The sequence below is a fragment of the Luteimonas dalianensis genome (genome assembly GCF_049339425.1).
Lineage (GTDB): Bacteria > Pseudomonadota > Gammaproteobacteria > Xanthomonadales > Xanthomonadaceae > Luteimonas > Luteimonas dalianensis.
Genome location: NZ_JBMPPO010000007.1, coordinates 41,082 through 55,782, shown reverse-complemented (window position 1 = coordinate 55,782; position 14,701 = coordinate 41,082). Strand labels below are relative to the sequence as shown.

The 14,701-nt window shown below is 71.7% G+C and carries 11 protein-coding genes; 9 read left to right on the top strand and 2 right to left on the bottom strand.

Features of this window, described 5'->3' with window-relative positions; translation table 11 throughout:
• Positions 1-30 precede the first annotated feature (30 nt).
• The 8 genes from ACOZ90_RS11110 (at position 31) to ACOZ90_RS11075 (ending at position 11,675) form a co-directional block, all read left to right on the top strand.
• A complete protein-coding gene (locus ACOZ90_RS11110) occupies positions 31-2,577 on the top strand; it encodes a DNA topoisomerase I (protein ID WP_422893723.1) in 2,547 nt (848 codons plus the stop codon).
• Positions 2,578-2,605: 28 nt separating this feature from the next.
• On the top strand, positions 2,606-3,172 hold the full coding sequence (tsaC, locus tag ACOZ90_RS11105) for an L-threonylcarbamoyladenylate synthase type 1 TsaC (RefSeq protein ID WP_422893722.1): 567 nt from the start codon (positions 2,606-2,608) through the stop codon (positions 3,170-3,172).
• Positions 3,173-3,313: 141 nt separating this feature from the next.
• A complete protein-coding gene (gltB, locus tag ACOZ90_RS11100) occupies positions 3,314-7,771 on the top strand; it encodes a glutamate synthase large subunit (RefSeq protein WP_422893721.1) in 4,458 nt (1,485 codons plus the stop codon).
• Complete coding sequence (locus ACOZ90_RS11095; RefSeq protein WP_422893720.1) at positions 7,768-9,249, top strand: FAD-dependent oxidoreductase; 1,482 nt, start codon at positions 7,768-7,770, stop codon at positions 9,247-9,249. The genes gltB and ACOZ90_RS11095 overlap by 4 nt, the downstream gene beginning before the upstream one ends.
• A 63-nt stretch (positions 9,250-9,312) precedes the next feature.
• Complete coding sequence (locus tag ACOZ90_RS11090; RefSeq protein WP_422893719.1) at positions 9,313-10,059, top strand: DUF4124 domain-containing protein; 747 nt, start codon at positions 9,313-9,315, stop codon at positions 10,057-10,059.
• Positions 10,056-10,697: a hypothetical protein gene (locus ACOZ90_RS11085; RefSeq protein WP_422893718.1), complete on the top strand. Its 642-nt coding sequence runs from the start codon at positions 10,056-10,058 to the stop codon at positions 10,695-10,697. Before ACOZ90_RS11090 ends, ACOZ90_RS11085 begins: the two co-directional genes overlap by 4 nt.
• 82 nt (positions 10,698-10,779) lie before the next feature.
• On the top strand, positions 10,780-11,226 hold the full coding sequence (locus ACOZ90_RS11080; protein WP_422893717.1) for a universal stress protein: 447 nt from the start codon (positions 10,780-10,782) through the stop codon (positions 11,224-11,226).
• 2 nt (positions 11,227-11,228) lie between these two features.
• Positions 11,229-11,675: a universal stress protein gene (locus ACOZ90_RS11075; RefSeq protein ID WP_422893716.1), complete on the top strand. Its 447-nt coding sequence runs from the start codon at positions 11,229-11,231 to the stop codon at positions 11,673-11,675.
• Here the strand turns inward: ACOZ90_RS11075 and ACOZ90_RS11070 are convergent.
• Complete coding sequence (locus tag ACOZ90_RS11070; RefSeq protein WP_422893715.1) at positions 11,672-12,448, bottom strand: SDR family oxidoreductase; 777 nt, start codon at positions 12,446-12,448, stop codon at positions 11,672-11,674. The two genes, ACOZ90_RS11075 and ACOZ90_RS11070, sit on opposite strands and share 4 nt — an antisense overlap.
• A gap of 62 nt (positions 12,449-12,510) precedes the next feature.
• Here ACOZ90_RS11070 and ACOZ90_RS11065 point away from each other — a divergent pair, with 62 nt between their 5' ends.
• Positions 12,511-12,738, top strand: a complete 228-nt coding sequence (locus ACOZ90_RS11065) for a hypothetical protein (RefSeq protein WP_422893714.1) — start codon at positions 12,511-12,513, stop codon at positions 12,736-12,738.
• A 39-nt stretch (positions 12,739-12,777) separates the two neighbouring features.
• Here ACOZ90_RS11065 and sppA read toward each other — a convergent pair whose 3' ends face one another.
• Positions 12,778-14,670: a signal peptide peptidase SppA gene (gene sppA, locus ACOZ90_RS11060; protein ID WP_422893713.1), complete on the bottom strand. Its 1,893-nt coding sequence runs from the start codon at positions 14,668-14,670 to the stop codon at positions 12,778-12,780.
• Between the last annotated feature and the right edge of the window lie 31 nt (positions 14,671-14,701).

Sequence of the window (14,701 nt, the reverse complement as noted above, 5' to 3'; positions counted from 1 at the left end):
CCTGCCGCCCACCCCTGCTACCGGATATCGATGGCCAAGAACCTCCTCATCGTCGAGTCACCCGCCAAGGCCAAGACGATCAACAAGTACCTGGGCAAGGACTTCCAGGTTCTGGCCTCGTATGGCCACGTCCGCGACCTGATCCCCAAGGAGGGCGCGGTCGATCCGGAGCACGGCTTCCGGATGCGCTACGACCTGATCGACAAGAACGAGAAGCACGTGGAGGCGATCGCCAAGGCGGCGAAGAAGGCCGAGGGCATCTACCTGGCCACCGACCCGGACCGCGAGGGCGAGGCCATCAGCTGGCACATCGTGGAGATCCTGCGCGAGCGCGGCCTGCTGGAGGACAAGGACCTGCACCGGGTGGTGTTCACCGAGATCACCCCGCGGGCGATCAAGGAGGCGATGGCCAATCCGCGCCAGATCGCCGAGCCCATGGTCGACGCCCAGCAGGCACGCCGGGCGCTGGACTACCTGGTCGGCTTCAACCTCTCCCCGGTGCTGTGGCGCAAGGTCCAGCGCGGCCTGTCCGCCGGGCGGGTGCAGTCGCCGGCGCTGCGCATGATCGTCGAGCGCGAGGAGGAGATCGAGGCCTTCGTCGCCCGCGAATACTGGTCCATCGCCGCCGAGTGCGCGCACCCCTCGCAGCCCTTCAGCGCCCGGCTGAACAAGCTGGACGGGGAGAAGTTCGAGCAGTTCACCATCACCGACGGCGAGACCGCCGAGGCCGCGCGCCAGCGCATCGTGTCCGCCGCCAACGGCACGCTGCACGTCACCGACGTCACCAGCAAGGAGCGCAAGCGCCGCCCGGCGCCGCCGTTCACCACCTCGACCCTGCAGCAGGAAGCCTCGCGCAAGCTCGGCTTCACCACCAGCCGCACCATGCGCGTTGCGCAGAAGCTGTACGAGGGCGTGGCGATCGGCGAGGAGGGCACGGTCGGCCTGATCACCTACATGCGTACCGACTCGGTGAGCCTGTCGGGCGAGGCGCTGGACGAGATCCGCGACGTGATCGCGCGCGACTTCGGCACCGCCTCGGTGCCGGACAAGCCCAACTTCTACAAGACCAAGTCCAAGAACGCGCAGGAGGCCCACGAGGCCATCCGCCCCAGCTCCGCGCTGCGCACCCCGGCCCAGGTGGCGCGGTTCCTGGACGACGACGGCCGCCGCCTGTACGAGCTGATCTGGAAGCGCGCCGTGGCCTGCCAGATGGTGCCGGCCACGCTCAACACGGTGTCGGTGGATCTGGCCGCGGGCAGCGAGCACAGCTTCCGCGCCAGCGGCACCACGGTGGTGTTCCCGGGCTTCCTGGCGGTGTACGAGGAAGGCAAGGACACCAAGGGCGCCGATGACGACGACGAGGGCCGCAAGCTGCCGCTGATGAAGACCGGCGACAAGGTGCCGCTGGATCGCGTGAATGCCAACCAGCACTTCACCGAGCCGCCGCCGCGCTACTCGGAAGCCTCGCTGGTCAAGGCGCTGGAGGAATACGGCATCGGCCGCCCGTCCACCTACGCCTCGATCATCCAGACCCTGCAGTACCGCAAGTACGTGGAGCTGGAGAGCCGCCGCTTCCGCCCGACCGACGTCGGCCGCGCGGTGTCCAAGTTCCTGTCCAGCCACTTCACCCGCTACGTCGACTACGACTTCACCGCAAAGCTCGAGGACGAGCTGGACGCGGTCAGCCGCGGCGAGCAGGACTGGGTGCCGCTGATGGAGCAGTTCTGGGGCCCGTTCAAGGAGCTGGTGGACGACAAGATCGAATCGGTCGACCGCAGCCAGGCGACCGGCGCGCGCGAGCTGGGCACCGACCCGAAGACCGGCAAGCCGGTGAGCGTCAGGCTCGGCCGCTACGGGCCGTACGCGGCGATCGGCAGCACCGCCGAGGACGCCGAGGAGAAGCCGAAGTTCGCCTCCCTGCGCCCGGGCCAGTCGATGCACACCATCACCCTGGAGGAGGCGCTGGAGCTGTTCCTGATGCCGCGCATCCTGGGCGAGGACAAGGGCGAGGAGGTCAGCGTGGGCATCGGCCGCTTCGGCCCGTTCGCCAAGCGCGGCAGCACCTATGCCTCGCTGAAGAAGGAGGACGATCCGCACACCGTCACCTTCGATCGCGCCGTCGAGCTGATCGAGGAGAAGGAAGAGATCATCCGCAACCGTATCATCAAGGAGTTCGAAGGCAGCGACATCCAGGTCCTCAACGGCCGCTACGGGCCGTACATCTCCGACGGCAGGCTCAACGGCAAGATCCCGAAGGACCGCGAACCGGCCTCGCTGACCCTGGAAGAGGTGACGAAGCTGCTGGAGGAAACCGGCAAGCCGGCGCGGCGCGGATTCGGCAAGAAGGCGGCGAAGAAGGTCGCGAAGAAGGCGACGAAGAAAGCCGCGAAGAAGGCTGCGAAGAAGACCGCGAAAAAAACCGCGAAGAAGGCCACGAAGAAGGCAGCAAGCAAAAAGAGCGCCCGTCCGCTTTCCGGCGACCTTGAGGACGCGAAGTCCCTGGTCACCCCGGCCAGGGTCGTGCCCGGCAGGAAGCGCGTGGTGAAGAAGGCGGACGCCGACGACGCACCGTTCTGACCGCCGCCTGGCATCGCGGTCCGCAGAAATGACCATCCGCCCGCCCGTCAATGCCGCCGCCGCCGCCGCGGCCATCCGCGCCGGCGGCGTGGTCGCCTATCCCACCGAGGGCGTCTGGGGCCTGGGCTGCGATCCACTCGACGAAGCCGCCACCATGAAGCTGCTCGCGCTCAAGCGCCGCAGCGTCGACCAGGGCCTGATCCTGGTCGCGGCGTCGGTCCACCAGCTCGATCCTTACGCGGACTGGAGCGCGCTTCCCGGCAAGTGCCGCGACGCGGTGCATGCCAGTTGGCCCGGCCCGCATACCTGGATCGTGCCCGCGACCCCCGCGACGCCCGCCTGGATCCGCGGCGTGCACCCGGGAGTGGCGGTACGGGTCAGCGCGCATGCGCCCGTGATCGCCCTGTGCAACGCCTTCGGCGGCGCCCTGGTATCGACCAGCGCCAACGTCACCGGCGCCCCACCGCCACGCGACCTGGCCGGGCTGGAACCGGTACTCCGTGACAGGGTGGACGCGGTGCTGGCCGGGGAAACCGGCGCCCTGGAGCAGCCGACCGCAATCCGCGACGCCCTTGCCGGAACCGTGCTGCGCTGAGCCACGCGGCAACCGGGCCGCGGCAACAGTTTCTTTTGCAACGGAATTTGCCGCGCCCGGCGAATTGCCGCACTGCACAATTTGTGGTCTATTCGAAGTCGTCCGCGGTACCCGCGGCCCCTCCACGACCACGGCGACACGATGCGCATATCCCCGCAGCGGAGCCTTTACGACCCCGGCTCCGAACGCGACAACTGCGGCTTCGGGCTGGTTGCCCGGGTCGACGGCAGCGCGGATCGCGCCCTGCCCGGCATTGCGCTGCGGGCGCTGGCGCGCATGGGCCACCGCGGCGGGGTCAATGCCGACGGCCTGAGCGGCGACGGCTGCGGGGTGATGCTGTGCGGCGCGGGTGACTTCGTGCGCCGGATCGCCGGCGAGGCCGGGATCGACCTGCATCCGGGCACCTGCGCGGCGGGCATGGTGTTCCTGCCACGGGATCCGGACGTCGCCCGGCGCTGCCGGGACGCGCTGGCCGAAGCGCTTGAGGCCGCCGGCGCGCGGGTCGCCGGCTGGCGCCGGGTTCCGCTGGACCCCGCCGCCTGCGGCCCGCAGGCACTGGAGACCATGCCGCTCATCGAACAGGTGATGGTTGAAAGCGACGGTCCCGATGACGACGCCTTCGAACGCGACCTGTACCTGGCCCGGCGCCGCTGCGAGCAGGCGCTGGGCGACGTGGACGACTTCTACGTGGTCAACCTGTCCGCACGCCTGCTGGGCTACAAGGGCATGGTCCTGCCCGATCGCCTGCCGCAGCTTTTCCCCGACCTGGCCCGCCCGGAGCTGGCCGCCAGCGCGGTGGTGTTCCACCAGCGCTTCTCCACCAACACCCTGCCGCGCTGGGCGCTGGCGCACCCGTTCCGGCGCCTGGCCCACAACGGCGAGATCAACAGCATCCAGGGCAACCGCCACTGGGCGCTGGCGCGGCGCGCGGTGTGGCGCTCGCCGTTGCTGGACGTGTCCGCGTTCGAGCAGCCCGTCGGCATGCACGGCTCGGATTCGCAGACCCTGGACAACGCGCTGGAATGGCTGCTGCTGGGCGGCATGGACCTGCCCCGGGCCGTCAGGATCCTGATGCCGCCGGCCACCCAGTCGCTGGAGTACAAGGACCCGGACCTGGCGGCGTTCTACGAGTACCACGCGCTCAACTCCGAACCGTGGGACGGCCCGGCGGGGGTGGTGATGTGCGACGGCCGCCATGCCGCCTGCACCCTGGACCGCAACGGCCTGCGCCCGGCGCGCTGGACGCTGTCGAAGGACGGCGTATTCCTGGTCGCCTCCGAGGCCGGGGTCTGGGACCTGCCGGCCGAACGGGTCCAGTCCAAGGGCAAGCTCGGCCCGGGCGAGATGATCGCGGTCGACCTGGCCGAAGGCGCCCTGCTCGACAATGACGCCATCGACGCCCTCAACCGCGCCCGCGCGCCGTACAAGCAGTGGCTCAAGCGCGGCATGACCTACCTGCACACCGAGCTGATCGACCCGGCCCTGGCCGACGCGCCGTTCTCGCCCGACACCCTGCTCGGCTTCCAGAAGCTGTTCCAGCTTTCGCGCGAGGAGCAGGAGGCGGTGCTGCGGCCGCTGGCCGAGACCGAGCAGGAAGGCACCGGCTCGATGGGCGACGACGTGCCGATGGCGGCGATCAGCCAGCGGATACGACCACTGTACGACTGCTTCCGCCAGGCCTTCGCCCAGGTCACCAACCCGCCGATCGACCCGCTGCGCGAGGACTGCGTGATGTCGCTGGCCACGCAGATCGGCCGCGAGGGCAACATCTTCGAAGACCGCGCCGGCAACGTCGACCACGTACTGCTCAACTCGCCGGTGCTCTCGCAGCGCAAGCTCAACCAGCTTCTGGCCCTGCCGCGGTTCGCCGAAAGCTACCGCTACATCGACCTGTACTTCGACCCCGGCCAGTCGCTGCGCGAGGCGCTGCTGCGGATCCGCGCCGAGGCCGAGGCCGCCGCGCGCGAGGGCATCGAGCTGCTGATCCTCAGCGACCGCCGGCCGCGCCGCGGCGCCGCGGCCGCGCACGCGCTGCTGGCCACCGGCGCGGTCCACCAGCACCTGGTCCGCAGCGGGCTGCGCTGCGAGGTCAACCTGGTCGTGGAGACCGGCACCGCGCGCGACCCGCACCACTTCGCCTGCCTGCTCGGCTGCGGCGCCACCGCGGTCTACCCCTACCTGGCCTACCAGACCCTGCACGCACTGGGCCGGCGCGGCATCCTCGGCCGGCGCGCCAGCAGCGAGCCGCTGCAGATCGGCCGCAGCTACCGGCGCGGGGTCAAGAAGGGCCTGCTCAAGATCCTCTCGAAGATGGGCATCTGCTCGATCGCCAGCTACCGCGGCGCGCTGCTGTTCGAGATCGTCGGCCTGCGCGACGAGGTGGTGGAACTGTGCTTTTCCGGCGCGCGCTCACGCATCGGCGGCGCCGGCTTCGCCCGCCTGGAGGCCGACGCGCGCGCGCTGTCCGCGCTGGGCTGGGACGACAACGCCCTGCCCGAGCCCGGCGGCCTGATGCGCTGGATCCCCGGCGGCGAATACCACCAGTACAACCCGGACGTGGTCAACGCCCTGCAGCGCGCTGTCAACAGCGACGACCGCGAGGAATGGCGGCGCTACTCGGCGCTGGTGGACGAGCGCCCGCCGGCGGCGCTGCGCGACCTGCTGCGCCTGCGCACGGCCGACGCGCCGCTGCCGCTGGAGGAGGTGGAGCCGGTGGAGGCGATCGTGCGCCGCTTCGACTCGGCGGCGATGAGCCTGGGCGCGCTTTCGCCCGAGGCCCACGAGGCGCTGGCGATCGCCATGAACCGGCTGGGCGGGCGCAGCAACTCCGGCGAGGGCGGCGAGGACCCGGCCCGCCACGGCACCGACCGGCGCAGCAGGATCAAGCAGATCGCCTCGGGCCGCTTCGGCGTCACCCCCGGGTACCTGGTCAGCGCCGAGGTGCTGCAGATCAAGATCGCCCAGGGCGCCAAGCCCGGCGAGGGCGGCCAGCTTCCCGGTTCCAAGGTCGATCCGCTGATCGCACGGCTGCGCTACGCCAAGCCCGGGATCGGCCTGATCTCGCCGCCGCCGCACCACGACATCTATTCGATCGAGGACCTGGCTCAGCTCATCTTCGATTTGCGCCAGGTCAACCCCCGGGCGCTGGTCTCGGTGAAGCTGGTCAGCCACGCCGGGGTGGGCACGATCGCCGCCGGCGTGGTCAAGGCCGGCGCCGACCTGATCACGCTGTCCGGCCACGACGGCGGCACCGGCGCCAGCCCGCTGGGATCGATCCGCTACGCCGGCGTGCCCTGGGAGCTGGGCCTGGCCGAGACCCGCCAGGCGCTGCAGGCCAACGGGCTGCGCGAGCGCGTGCTGCTGCAGGCCGACGGCGGCCTGAAGTCCGGGCTGGACGTGGTCAAGGCCGCGCTGCTGGGCGCCGACAGCTTCGGGTTCGGGACCGCGCCGATGATCGCGCTCGGCTGCCGCTACCTGCGCATCTGCCACCTCAACAACTGCGCCACCGGCATCGCCACCCAGGACGAGCGACTGCGCGCGGACCACTTCAAGGGCCTGCCCGAACGGGTGGAAGCCTTCTTCCGCAACGTGGCGCAGGACGTGCGCGAATGGCTCGCCCTGCTCGGCGCCCGTTCGCTGGACGAGGTCATCGGCCGCACCGACCTGCTCGAACAGGTCCACGCCGCGCCGCGCGAGGACGTGTGCATCGACCTGGGCGGGCTGCTGGAGACCGACCCGGCGCTGCCTGCGCGCTACGGCGGGAAACCCGCGCCGCAACCGCCGCCGGCGGGGCTGGCGGCGCGCCTGGATACGGACCTGGCCGATGCCATCGAACGTGCCACCGGCGGCAGCTTCGATTACCCGATCGGCAACGTCGACCGCGCCATCGGTGCGCGGCTGTCGGGCGCGATCGCGCGTCGCCACGGCAATACCGGCATGGCCGGCGCACCGATCCGGGTCGACCTCGCCGGCAGCGCCGGGCAGAGCTTCGGCGCCTTCAACGCCGGCGGCCTTTACCTGCGGCTGACCGGCGAGGCCAACGACTACGTGGGCAAGGGCATGGCAGGCGGCCGGCTGGTGCTGCGCCCGCCGCCGGGCAGCACGTTCGAGCCGCGTTTCACGCCGATCCTCGGCAACACCTGCCTGTACGGGGCCACCGGCGGCGAGCTGTACGCCGCCGGCCGCGCCGGCGAGCGCTTCGCGGTGCGCAACTCCGGCGCGGTGGCGGTGGTCGAGGGCGCGGGCGACCACTGCTGCGAGTACATGACCGGCGGCACCGTGGTGGTGCTGGGCCGCACCGGCCTGAACTTCGGCGCCGGCTTCACCGGCGGCCTGGCGTACGTGCTGGACCTGGAGCGCGACTTCGTCGACCGCTACAACCACGAGCTGATCGACATCCTGCACATCACCGCCGAGAGCATGGACAACCACCGCCAGCACCTTGGCAGCCTGCTGGCCAGGCACGCGCGCCTGACCGGCAGCGCCTGGAGCGCGCGCATCCTCGACGAATCGCGCGACTTCCTCGGCAAGTTCTGGCTGGTCAAGCCCAAGGCCGCGAGCATCGAGGCGCTGGCCGAAGACATGAGGCGCGCGGCGTGAGCAGGAAGCAGGTCTTCCAGTTTTTGGACCTGCCGCGCGAGATGCCGCGGCGGATTCCGCTGGAACTGCGCACGGCCGGCGACTGGAACGAGCTGTACGGCCGCTTCGACCAGGACGCGGCCGCGCACCAGGCCGGTCGCTGCCTGGACTGCGGCAACCCCTACTGCCAGGCCGGCTGCCCGGTGCACAACCACATCCCGCGCTGGCTGCAGCTGGTGGAGGAGGGGCGCATCCTGGAGGCGGCGGCACTGTGCCACGAAACCAACCCGCTGCCGGAGATGTGCGGCCGGGTCTGTCCGCAGGACCGGCTGTGCGAGGGCGTGTGCACCCTGGACGACGGCTTCGGCGCGGTCACCATCGGCGCGGTGGAGAAATACATCGTCGATACCGCCTTCGCCCAGGGCTGGCGCCCGGACCTGTCGCGGGTGGCCGATACCGGCAAGCGCGTGGCCGTGGTCGGCGCCGGGCCGGCCGGGCTGGCCTGCGCCGACCGGCTGGTCCGGCGCGGGATCGGGGCCACCGTGTTCGACCGCTACGAGCAGATCGGCGGGCTGCTGCAGTTCGGCATCCCCGCCTTCAAGCTCGAAAAATCGGTGATCCAGACCCGGCGCGAGGTGCTCGAGGGCATGGGCGTGGAGTTCCGGCTGGGGGTGGAAGTCGGCCGCGACGTCCCGCTGGACGCGCTGCTGGAAGGATACGACGCGGTGTTCCTGGGCCTGGGCGCCTACCGCTACACCGACGGCGGCCTGCCCGGCCAGGAGCTGGACCGGGTGCTGCCGGCGCTGCCGTTCCTGGTCCAGAACGGCCGCATCGTCACCGGCGGCGATCCGGCCGGCCGGCCGATCGCGGGCTGGGAGGACACCCTGGCGCTGCCCGACCTCAGGGGCCGCCGGGTGGTGGTGCTGGGCGGCGGCGACACCGGCATGGACTGCGTGCGATCCGCGGTGCGGCTGGGCGCGGCGGAGGTCACCTGCGCCTACCGCCGCGACGAGGCCAACATGCCCGGCTCGGCGCGCGAGGTGGCCAACGCGCGCGAGGAAGGGGTGCGGTTCGAGTTCAACCGCCAGCCGCTGGCGATCCTTGGCGACGGCAACGGCGGCGCGGCCGCGGTGCGCATGGTCGCCACCCGCCTGGGCCCGGCCGACGGCAACGGCCGACGGCGGCCGGAGCCGGTGCAAGGCAGCGAGTCGGAGGTTCCCGCCGACGTGGTGATCATCGCCTTCGGCTTCTCGCCGCAGGCGCCGGACTGGCTGGCCGCGCACGGGGTCGAATCGGCCGCCGGCGGCCGGATCCAGGTCGGCGGCGAGGGCCGGCTGCCCTACCAGACCGCGCATCCGAAGCTGTTCGCCGGCGGCGACCTGGTCCGCGGCGCCGACCTGGTGGTGACGGCGGTGCAGGAAGGCCGCGACGCCGCCGCGGCCATCGCCCGACGGCTGCTGGCCGCGCGCGAAGCTGCATCGGCGCTGGACGCAACCTGAACAGCGGCCGGGTTTCAGCCGGCCGTGCTTTCGCCCGCGGCCGGGGGACGGCATGATCGATTCATGCGCATGTTCCTGCCGCTGCTCCTGCTGCTGGGTACCGCCGCGACGCCGGCGCCGGCGCAGGACGACGTGACCATCTACCGCTGCACCGACGCGCAGGGCCGGCTGGCGCTGCAGGACTTCCCCTGCGCGGACGAGGAGCAGCAGCAGGTCCGCACCATGGCCAGGCCCCGGGATCCCGCGCCGCGGACGGATGCGGGCGCAGCGCCGGCCCCCGCGGCGGCTCCGGAGCCGCCGGCGGTCGACGTGGTGGTGCGCAGCCCGCCGCGGCCGATGTTCGAGTGCATCACCCCGGACGGCGAGCGCTACACCAGCGACAGCGGCGACGGCAATCCGCGGCCGGCCCCGGTCTGGAACTGGGACAGCGGCCTGTGGGCCGGGCCCGGCCCTGGCGTGCCGCCGGGCCCGCGCGGCGCCGACCGGCGCGCCGCCGGCATCGCCTCGCCGGGCATGAGCACCTCGCCCGGCCCGGGCCTGACCACCCCGTCGCAGGCCCGGACGGCGCCGCCGCCAACCCGGCCCGGCCGACCCGGCCACCGCAGGGGCTACGGCTGGGGCTACGACGCCGGCATCATCCGCGACGAATGCCACCGCCTGCCGCAGGCCCGGGCCTGCAGCGTGCTCAACGACCGCCGCACCGAGATCCGCCGGCGCATGTTCAACGCCCAGCCGAGTGAACGCGCGGTGCTGCGCGAAGAGGAGCGCGACATCACCGCGCGCCTCAACGAGGACTGCGACATCCGATGACCGCCAGGCGGATCCTGCCGACGCTCCTGCCGGCGCTGCTGCTCGCCGCCGCCGTGCCGGCGCTGCACGCCGAACCGGTCAGGGTCTACGAGTGCACCGAGGCGGACGGCATGGTCACCGTGCGCACCGGCACGCCGTGCCCCGAGGGCCAGCCGCAGCGCATCCGCATGGTCGACCCGCCGCCGCCGGTCACCCTGCAGCCGCCGTACGTGGAAGGGCGCGTGCTGGCGCCGCAGGAGCTGCCGGTGCTGAGCGCCGGATCCGTCGTTTCCGCTGAAGAAGAGGCCGAGGCGCAGGAACGCACCCCGCCACCGCCGCTGTTCCAGTGCGTGCGCTACGACGGCCAGCGCTACCTGCACGACAACGACGACCCGCCGTCACGGTGCCGACCGCTGCAGACCGTCGGCATCGGCGGCGTGCCCGGGATCGGCGCCGGCCAGGCCTGCGAGCGGGTTCACGACGAATGCGAGCCGGTGCCCGCGGACAGGCTGTGCCGGGCCTGGGACACGCGCGTACGCGAGGCCGAGTTCCGCTGGAAGTTCGCCGGCTCCGGCCGCGAGGCCGAATCGCTGCGCGCCGCCTACGAGGAGCTGGCCGCCATCCACGCCGCCAGCACCTGCGGCGCCGATCCGGACTGAGGTCTTCCCCGGCGTACACGATGCGCCCGGCCGCCGGCTGGCGTACCCTGTCGGGCCCCGGCCCAGGCCACAGGATCCGCCCATGTTCAAACACCTGCTGCTGCCCACCGACGGCTCACCGCTGTCCGCCCGTGCGATCGACCAGGGCCTGGCCCTTGCCAAACAGCTGGGTGCAAAGGTCAGCATGATCATCGTGCTCGAGCCCCTGCGCGCCTTCAACGCCTCCTCCGAACTGCTGGCCGACGTGCGCGAAAGCTTCGAGAAGAGCTCGCGCGAGGCCGCCGACCGGGCGCTGCAGGCCGCAGCCGACCAGGCCGCGGCAATGGGCGTACAGGCCTCGACCACGGTGGTGACGGGCAGCCAGCCCTACCGCCAGATCATCGACGCAGCCACCCAGGGCGGCTGCGACCTGATCGTGATGGCCTCGCACGGCCGCCGCGGCGTCAGCGGCCTGCTGGTCGGCAGCGTGACCCAGAAAGTCCTCACCCACTCCAGCGTCCCGGTGCTGGTGATCCGCGGGGAGGCCTGAGCATGTACACCCACCTGCTGCTTCCCACCGACGGCTCGCCGCTGTCCAGCGACGCCCTGGAGCGCGGCCTGGCCCTGGCAAAGACCCTCGGCGCCAGGGTCACCATCCTCACCGTGGTGGAACCGTTCTACCTGTTCACCGCCTCCGAGGAACACCTGGGCGAGACCCGCGAGCAGTACGAGAAATTCGCCCGCGAGGCCGCAAGCACGATCCTGAAGGCCGCGAAGGAGCGCGCCGCGGAACTGGGCGTGCAGGCGCAGGTGAAGCTGGTGGGCAGCGAGCATCCCGACCAGGCGATCATCGACGCGGTCAAGGAGTCCGGCTGCGACCTGGTGGCAATGGCCTCGCACGGCCGCCGCGGCGTCAACGCCCTGCTGCTGGGCAGCGTGACCCAGCAGGTGCTGACCCGCTCCAGCGTGCCGGTGCTGGTGTTCCGTCCCGCGACCTAGAAGCCGTAGCGCAAAAAGCCGCCGTCCACCGCGATGCACTCGCCGGTGATGTAGGCGGCGGCCGGCAGGCACAGGAACGCGACCGCCGCGGCCACCTCCTCCGGCTCGCCGACGCGGCCCATCGGCGTGCGCAGCAGCACTTCATCAAGGTAATCGGGATCGGCCAGCGCGCCCGAGGTGCGGCGGGTGCGGATGTACCACGGCGCCACCGCGTTCACCCGCACGCCCTCCCCGCCCCACTCCGCCGCCAGGTTGCGGGTCATCTGGTGCAGCCCGGCCTTGCTCATGCCGTACGGCGCGCCGGTGCGCACGTGGGTCAGGCCCGACACGCTGCCCACGTTGACGATGCACGAGCCCGGATGCGCGGTGAGCAGCGGGAACGCGTAGCGCGACAGCTCGAAGGCGCTGAACAGGTTGACCTCGAAGATCTCCCGCCACTCGTCCTCGGCGTACTCGGTGGCGCCGCGCGACAGGTTGCCGCCGGCGTTGTTGACCAGGATGTTGAGGCCGCGGCCCTGGTCCTCCACCCAGTCCAGGATCTCGCGCCGCTGCTCGTCGTCGGCGACGTCGGCGATCAGCGCGCGCACGTCGCCGTCGGGGAATTCCTCCAGCAGCTCCTCGCGGGCGACTTCCAGCGCGTCTCCGTCGCGGGCGGCGATCACCACGTCGGCGCCGAAGCCCAGCAGCTCGCGCGCGATCGCGCGGCCGATGCCGGCGCTGCCGCCGGTGACAAGTGCGAGCTGCCCGTCCAGGCGCCAGCGCTGGGGATCCATTCGATACCGCCCCGTCATTGCAGTGGGCGTAGGATAACCCCGGGCCCACGAAGGAGCCGACCATGTCCATGACCACAGCGCGGCCGCTGGCCGCGGGCATCATCGCCATCGCCGCGGCGGCCTGCTCGCCGCCGCCGGAAACCCCGCCGATCGACGAGCCGCCCGAGCCGCAGGCAACCCGGCTGCACGATGCGATCCAGGCGCCGATCGACAAGGCGCGGGCGGTCGAAGACACGCTGGAGCACGCCGCCGAAGCACAGCGCGCCCAGGTCGAACACGCCTCGCAGTGAACTACGCGGCCGCCCCGGTAGCGGCGGCCGCGCCAGGTCTCAGCGGATCGCGCAGAAGCAGTAGGCCATGGTGCTGACCGGCGCGCCGCGGTCGTTCTCCAGCGCGCTCTCGAACACCTGCAGGTGCCGCTCCATCTCCGGCACCGCCTTGACCACCAGCGCCCGCGCCAGCGCGCCCTCGCCGCCCAGCAGCGCCGCGCCGACGCGGCTCTGCGACATGCCTTCCAGGAACTGGGCGAACGCCGACGGTTCCTTCTCCACGTAGCGCACCCGGTAGCCGCCCTCCTCCAGCTCCGCGCGGCGGGCGGCATCGGCCAGCGCCTCGCCCAGGCCGCCAAGCTCGTCCACCAGCCCGCGGTCGTGCGCCTGCGCCCCGCTCCAGACCCGCCCGCGGGCGATCTGGTCGATGGCCTGCGGCGTGCTGCCGCGGCCCTCGGCCACCTTGCCCACGAAGTCGGAGTAGATCTTCTCCACGCTGGCCTGCACCAGCCGGCCCACGTCGGGCTCCATCGGCCGGGTCGGGTCGAACGCGCCGGCCAGGTGGGTGGTGCCCACGCCGTCGGTGTGGATGCCGATCCGATCCAGGGCGCGGGTGAAGTTGGGCACCATGCCGAACACGCCGATCGAGCCGGTGATGGTCGACGGGTCGGCGTAGATCACGTCGGCGTTCATGCTGATCCAGTAGCCGCCCGAAGCGGCCAGGTGGCCCATCGACACCACCACCGGCTTGCCGGCCGCGCGCAGCGCCTGCACCTCGCGGTTGATCTGCTCGGACGCGAACGCCGAGCCGCCGGGCGAGTTGACCCGCAGCACCACCGACCTGACGTCATCGTCCTCCAGCGCCTCGCGCAGCAGCGCCGAGGTGGACTCGCCGCCCACGCCGCCCGGCGCCTGCTCGCCGTCCATGATCGCGCCCTCGGCCACCACCACCGCCACCTGTGGCTGGCGCGGGTTGGGCACCAGGTCGCGGTCGACGTGGGCCAGGTAGGCATCCATCGAGACCGAGCGGAAGCCGCCCGGCGCATCCTCGTCGGCCACGCCGCGCTCGGTGAGCAGGTCTTCCACCTGGCCGCGGGTCATCAGCCCGTCCACCAGGCCCTGCTGCTCGGCGTAGCGGGCGAAATCGCCGCCCAGCGCCGCAACGCCGTCGGCCATGCCGTCGATGCCGGCCTCGACCTGGCCGGCGCTCAGCCCGCGCGCGGCGGCGATGTCGGCCACGTGGCGCTGCCACAGGTCGCTGAGCCAGTACAGGTCGGCCTGCTTGGCCTCCGGCGAGGCGGCGTTGAGGGTGTACGGCTCCACCGCCGACTTGAACTCGCCGACCTTGAACACGTGCACGTCGACGCTCAGCTTTTCCTGCAGCGCTTCACCGAAGTACGGCCCGTAGCTGGCGAAGCCCTCCAGCATCACCCCGCCGGACATCGGATCGGTATAGACCTCGTCCGCCTGCGCCGCCAGCAGGTAGTTGCCCTGGCTATAGGCGTGGCTGAAGGCCACCACCTGCTTGCCCGATTCCCGCAGGCCGGCCAGCGCGCGGGCCACCTCGCGCAGGGTGGCGGTGCCGGTGCCCTGCAGGCCGTCCAGGTTGAGGTACACGCGCTCGATGCGCGCGTCATCCCTGGCAGCCTCGATCGCGCGCAGGATGTCGCGCAGCTGCACCTGCACGTTGCTGCTGTCCCCGCTCATGCGCGAGAGCGCGCGCGAGACCGGGTCGATGCTGTACTGCTCCACGATCCGGCCCTGCGGCGCGATCACCAGCGTGGTGCGGTCCAGCAGCGGCTTGGTCCTGTCGCCAGTCGCCAGCAGGGCCAGCACGAACAGCAGCAGGGCGAAGAAGATCAGGTTGAAGATCAGCCGGCGGGTGAAGTTCATGGCATCCCAGATGCCCACCAGCACCCGCGCGATCGGCCCGCGGCGGCGAGGTTCGTTCATGTCGCAGCTTCCTGCATACGTCGGAAATGGA

Bases quoted from the DNA above. Each gene is read 5' to 3' on its own strand.
- gltB (WP_422893721.1), top strand. From the start codon at position 3,314: ATGCGCATATCCCCGCAGCGGAGCCTTTACGACCCCGGCTCCGAACGC.
- ACOZ90_RS11065 (WP_422893714.1), top strand. From the start codon at position 12,511: ATGTCCATGACCACAGCGCGGCCGCTGGCCGCGGGCATCATCGCCATC.
- ACOZ90_RS11090 (WP_422893719.1), top strand. From the start codon at position 9,313: ATGCGCATGTTCCTGCCGCTGCTCCTGCTGCTGGGTACCGCCGCGACG.
- ACOZ90_RS11110 (WP_422893723.1), top strand. From the start codon at position 31: ATGGCCAAGAACCTCCTCATCGTCGAGTCACCCGCCAAGGCCAAGACG.
- tsaC (WP_422893722.1), top strand. From the start codon at position 2,606: ATGACCATCCGCCCGCCCGTCAATGCCGCCGCCGCCGCCGCGGCCATC.
- sppA (WP_422893713.1), bottom strand. From the start codon at position 14,670: ATGAACGAACCTCGCCGCCGCGGGCCGATCGCGCGGGTGCTGGTGGGC.
- ACOZ90_RS11080 (WP_422893717.1), top strand. From the start codon at position 10,780: ATGTTCAAACACCTGCTGCTGCCCACCGACGGCTCACCGCTGTCCGCC.
- ACOZ90_RS11085 (WP_422893718.1), top strand. From the start codon at position 10,056: ATGACCGCCAGGCGGATCCTGCCGACGCTCCTGCCGGCGCTGCTGCTC.
- ACOZ90_RS11070 (WP_422893715.1), bottom strand. From the start codon at position 12,448: ATGGATCCCCAGCGCTGGCGCCTGGACGGGCAGCTCGCACTTGTCACC.
- ACOZ90_RS11075 (WP_422893716.1), top strand. From the start codon at position 11,229: ATGTACACCCACCTGCTGCTTCCCACCGACGGCTCGCCGCTGTCCAGC.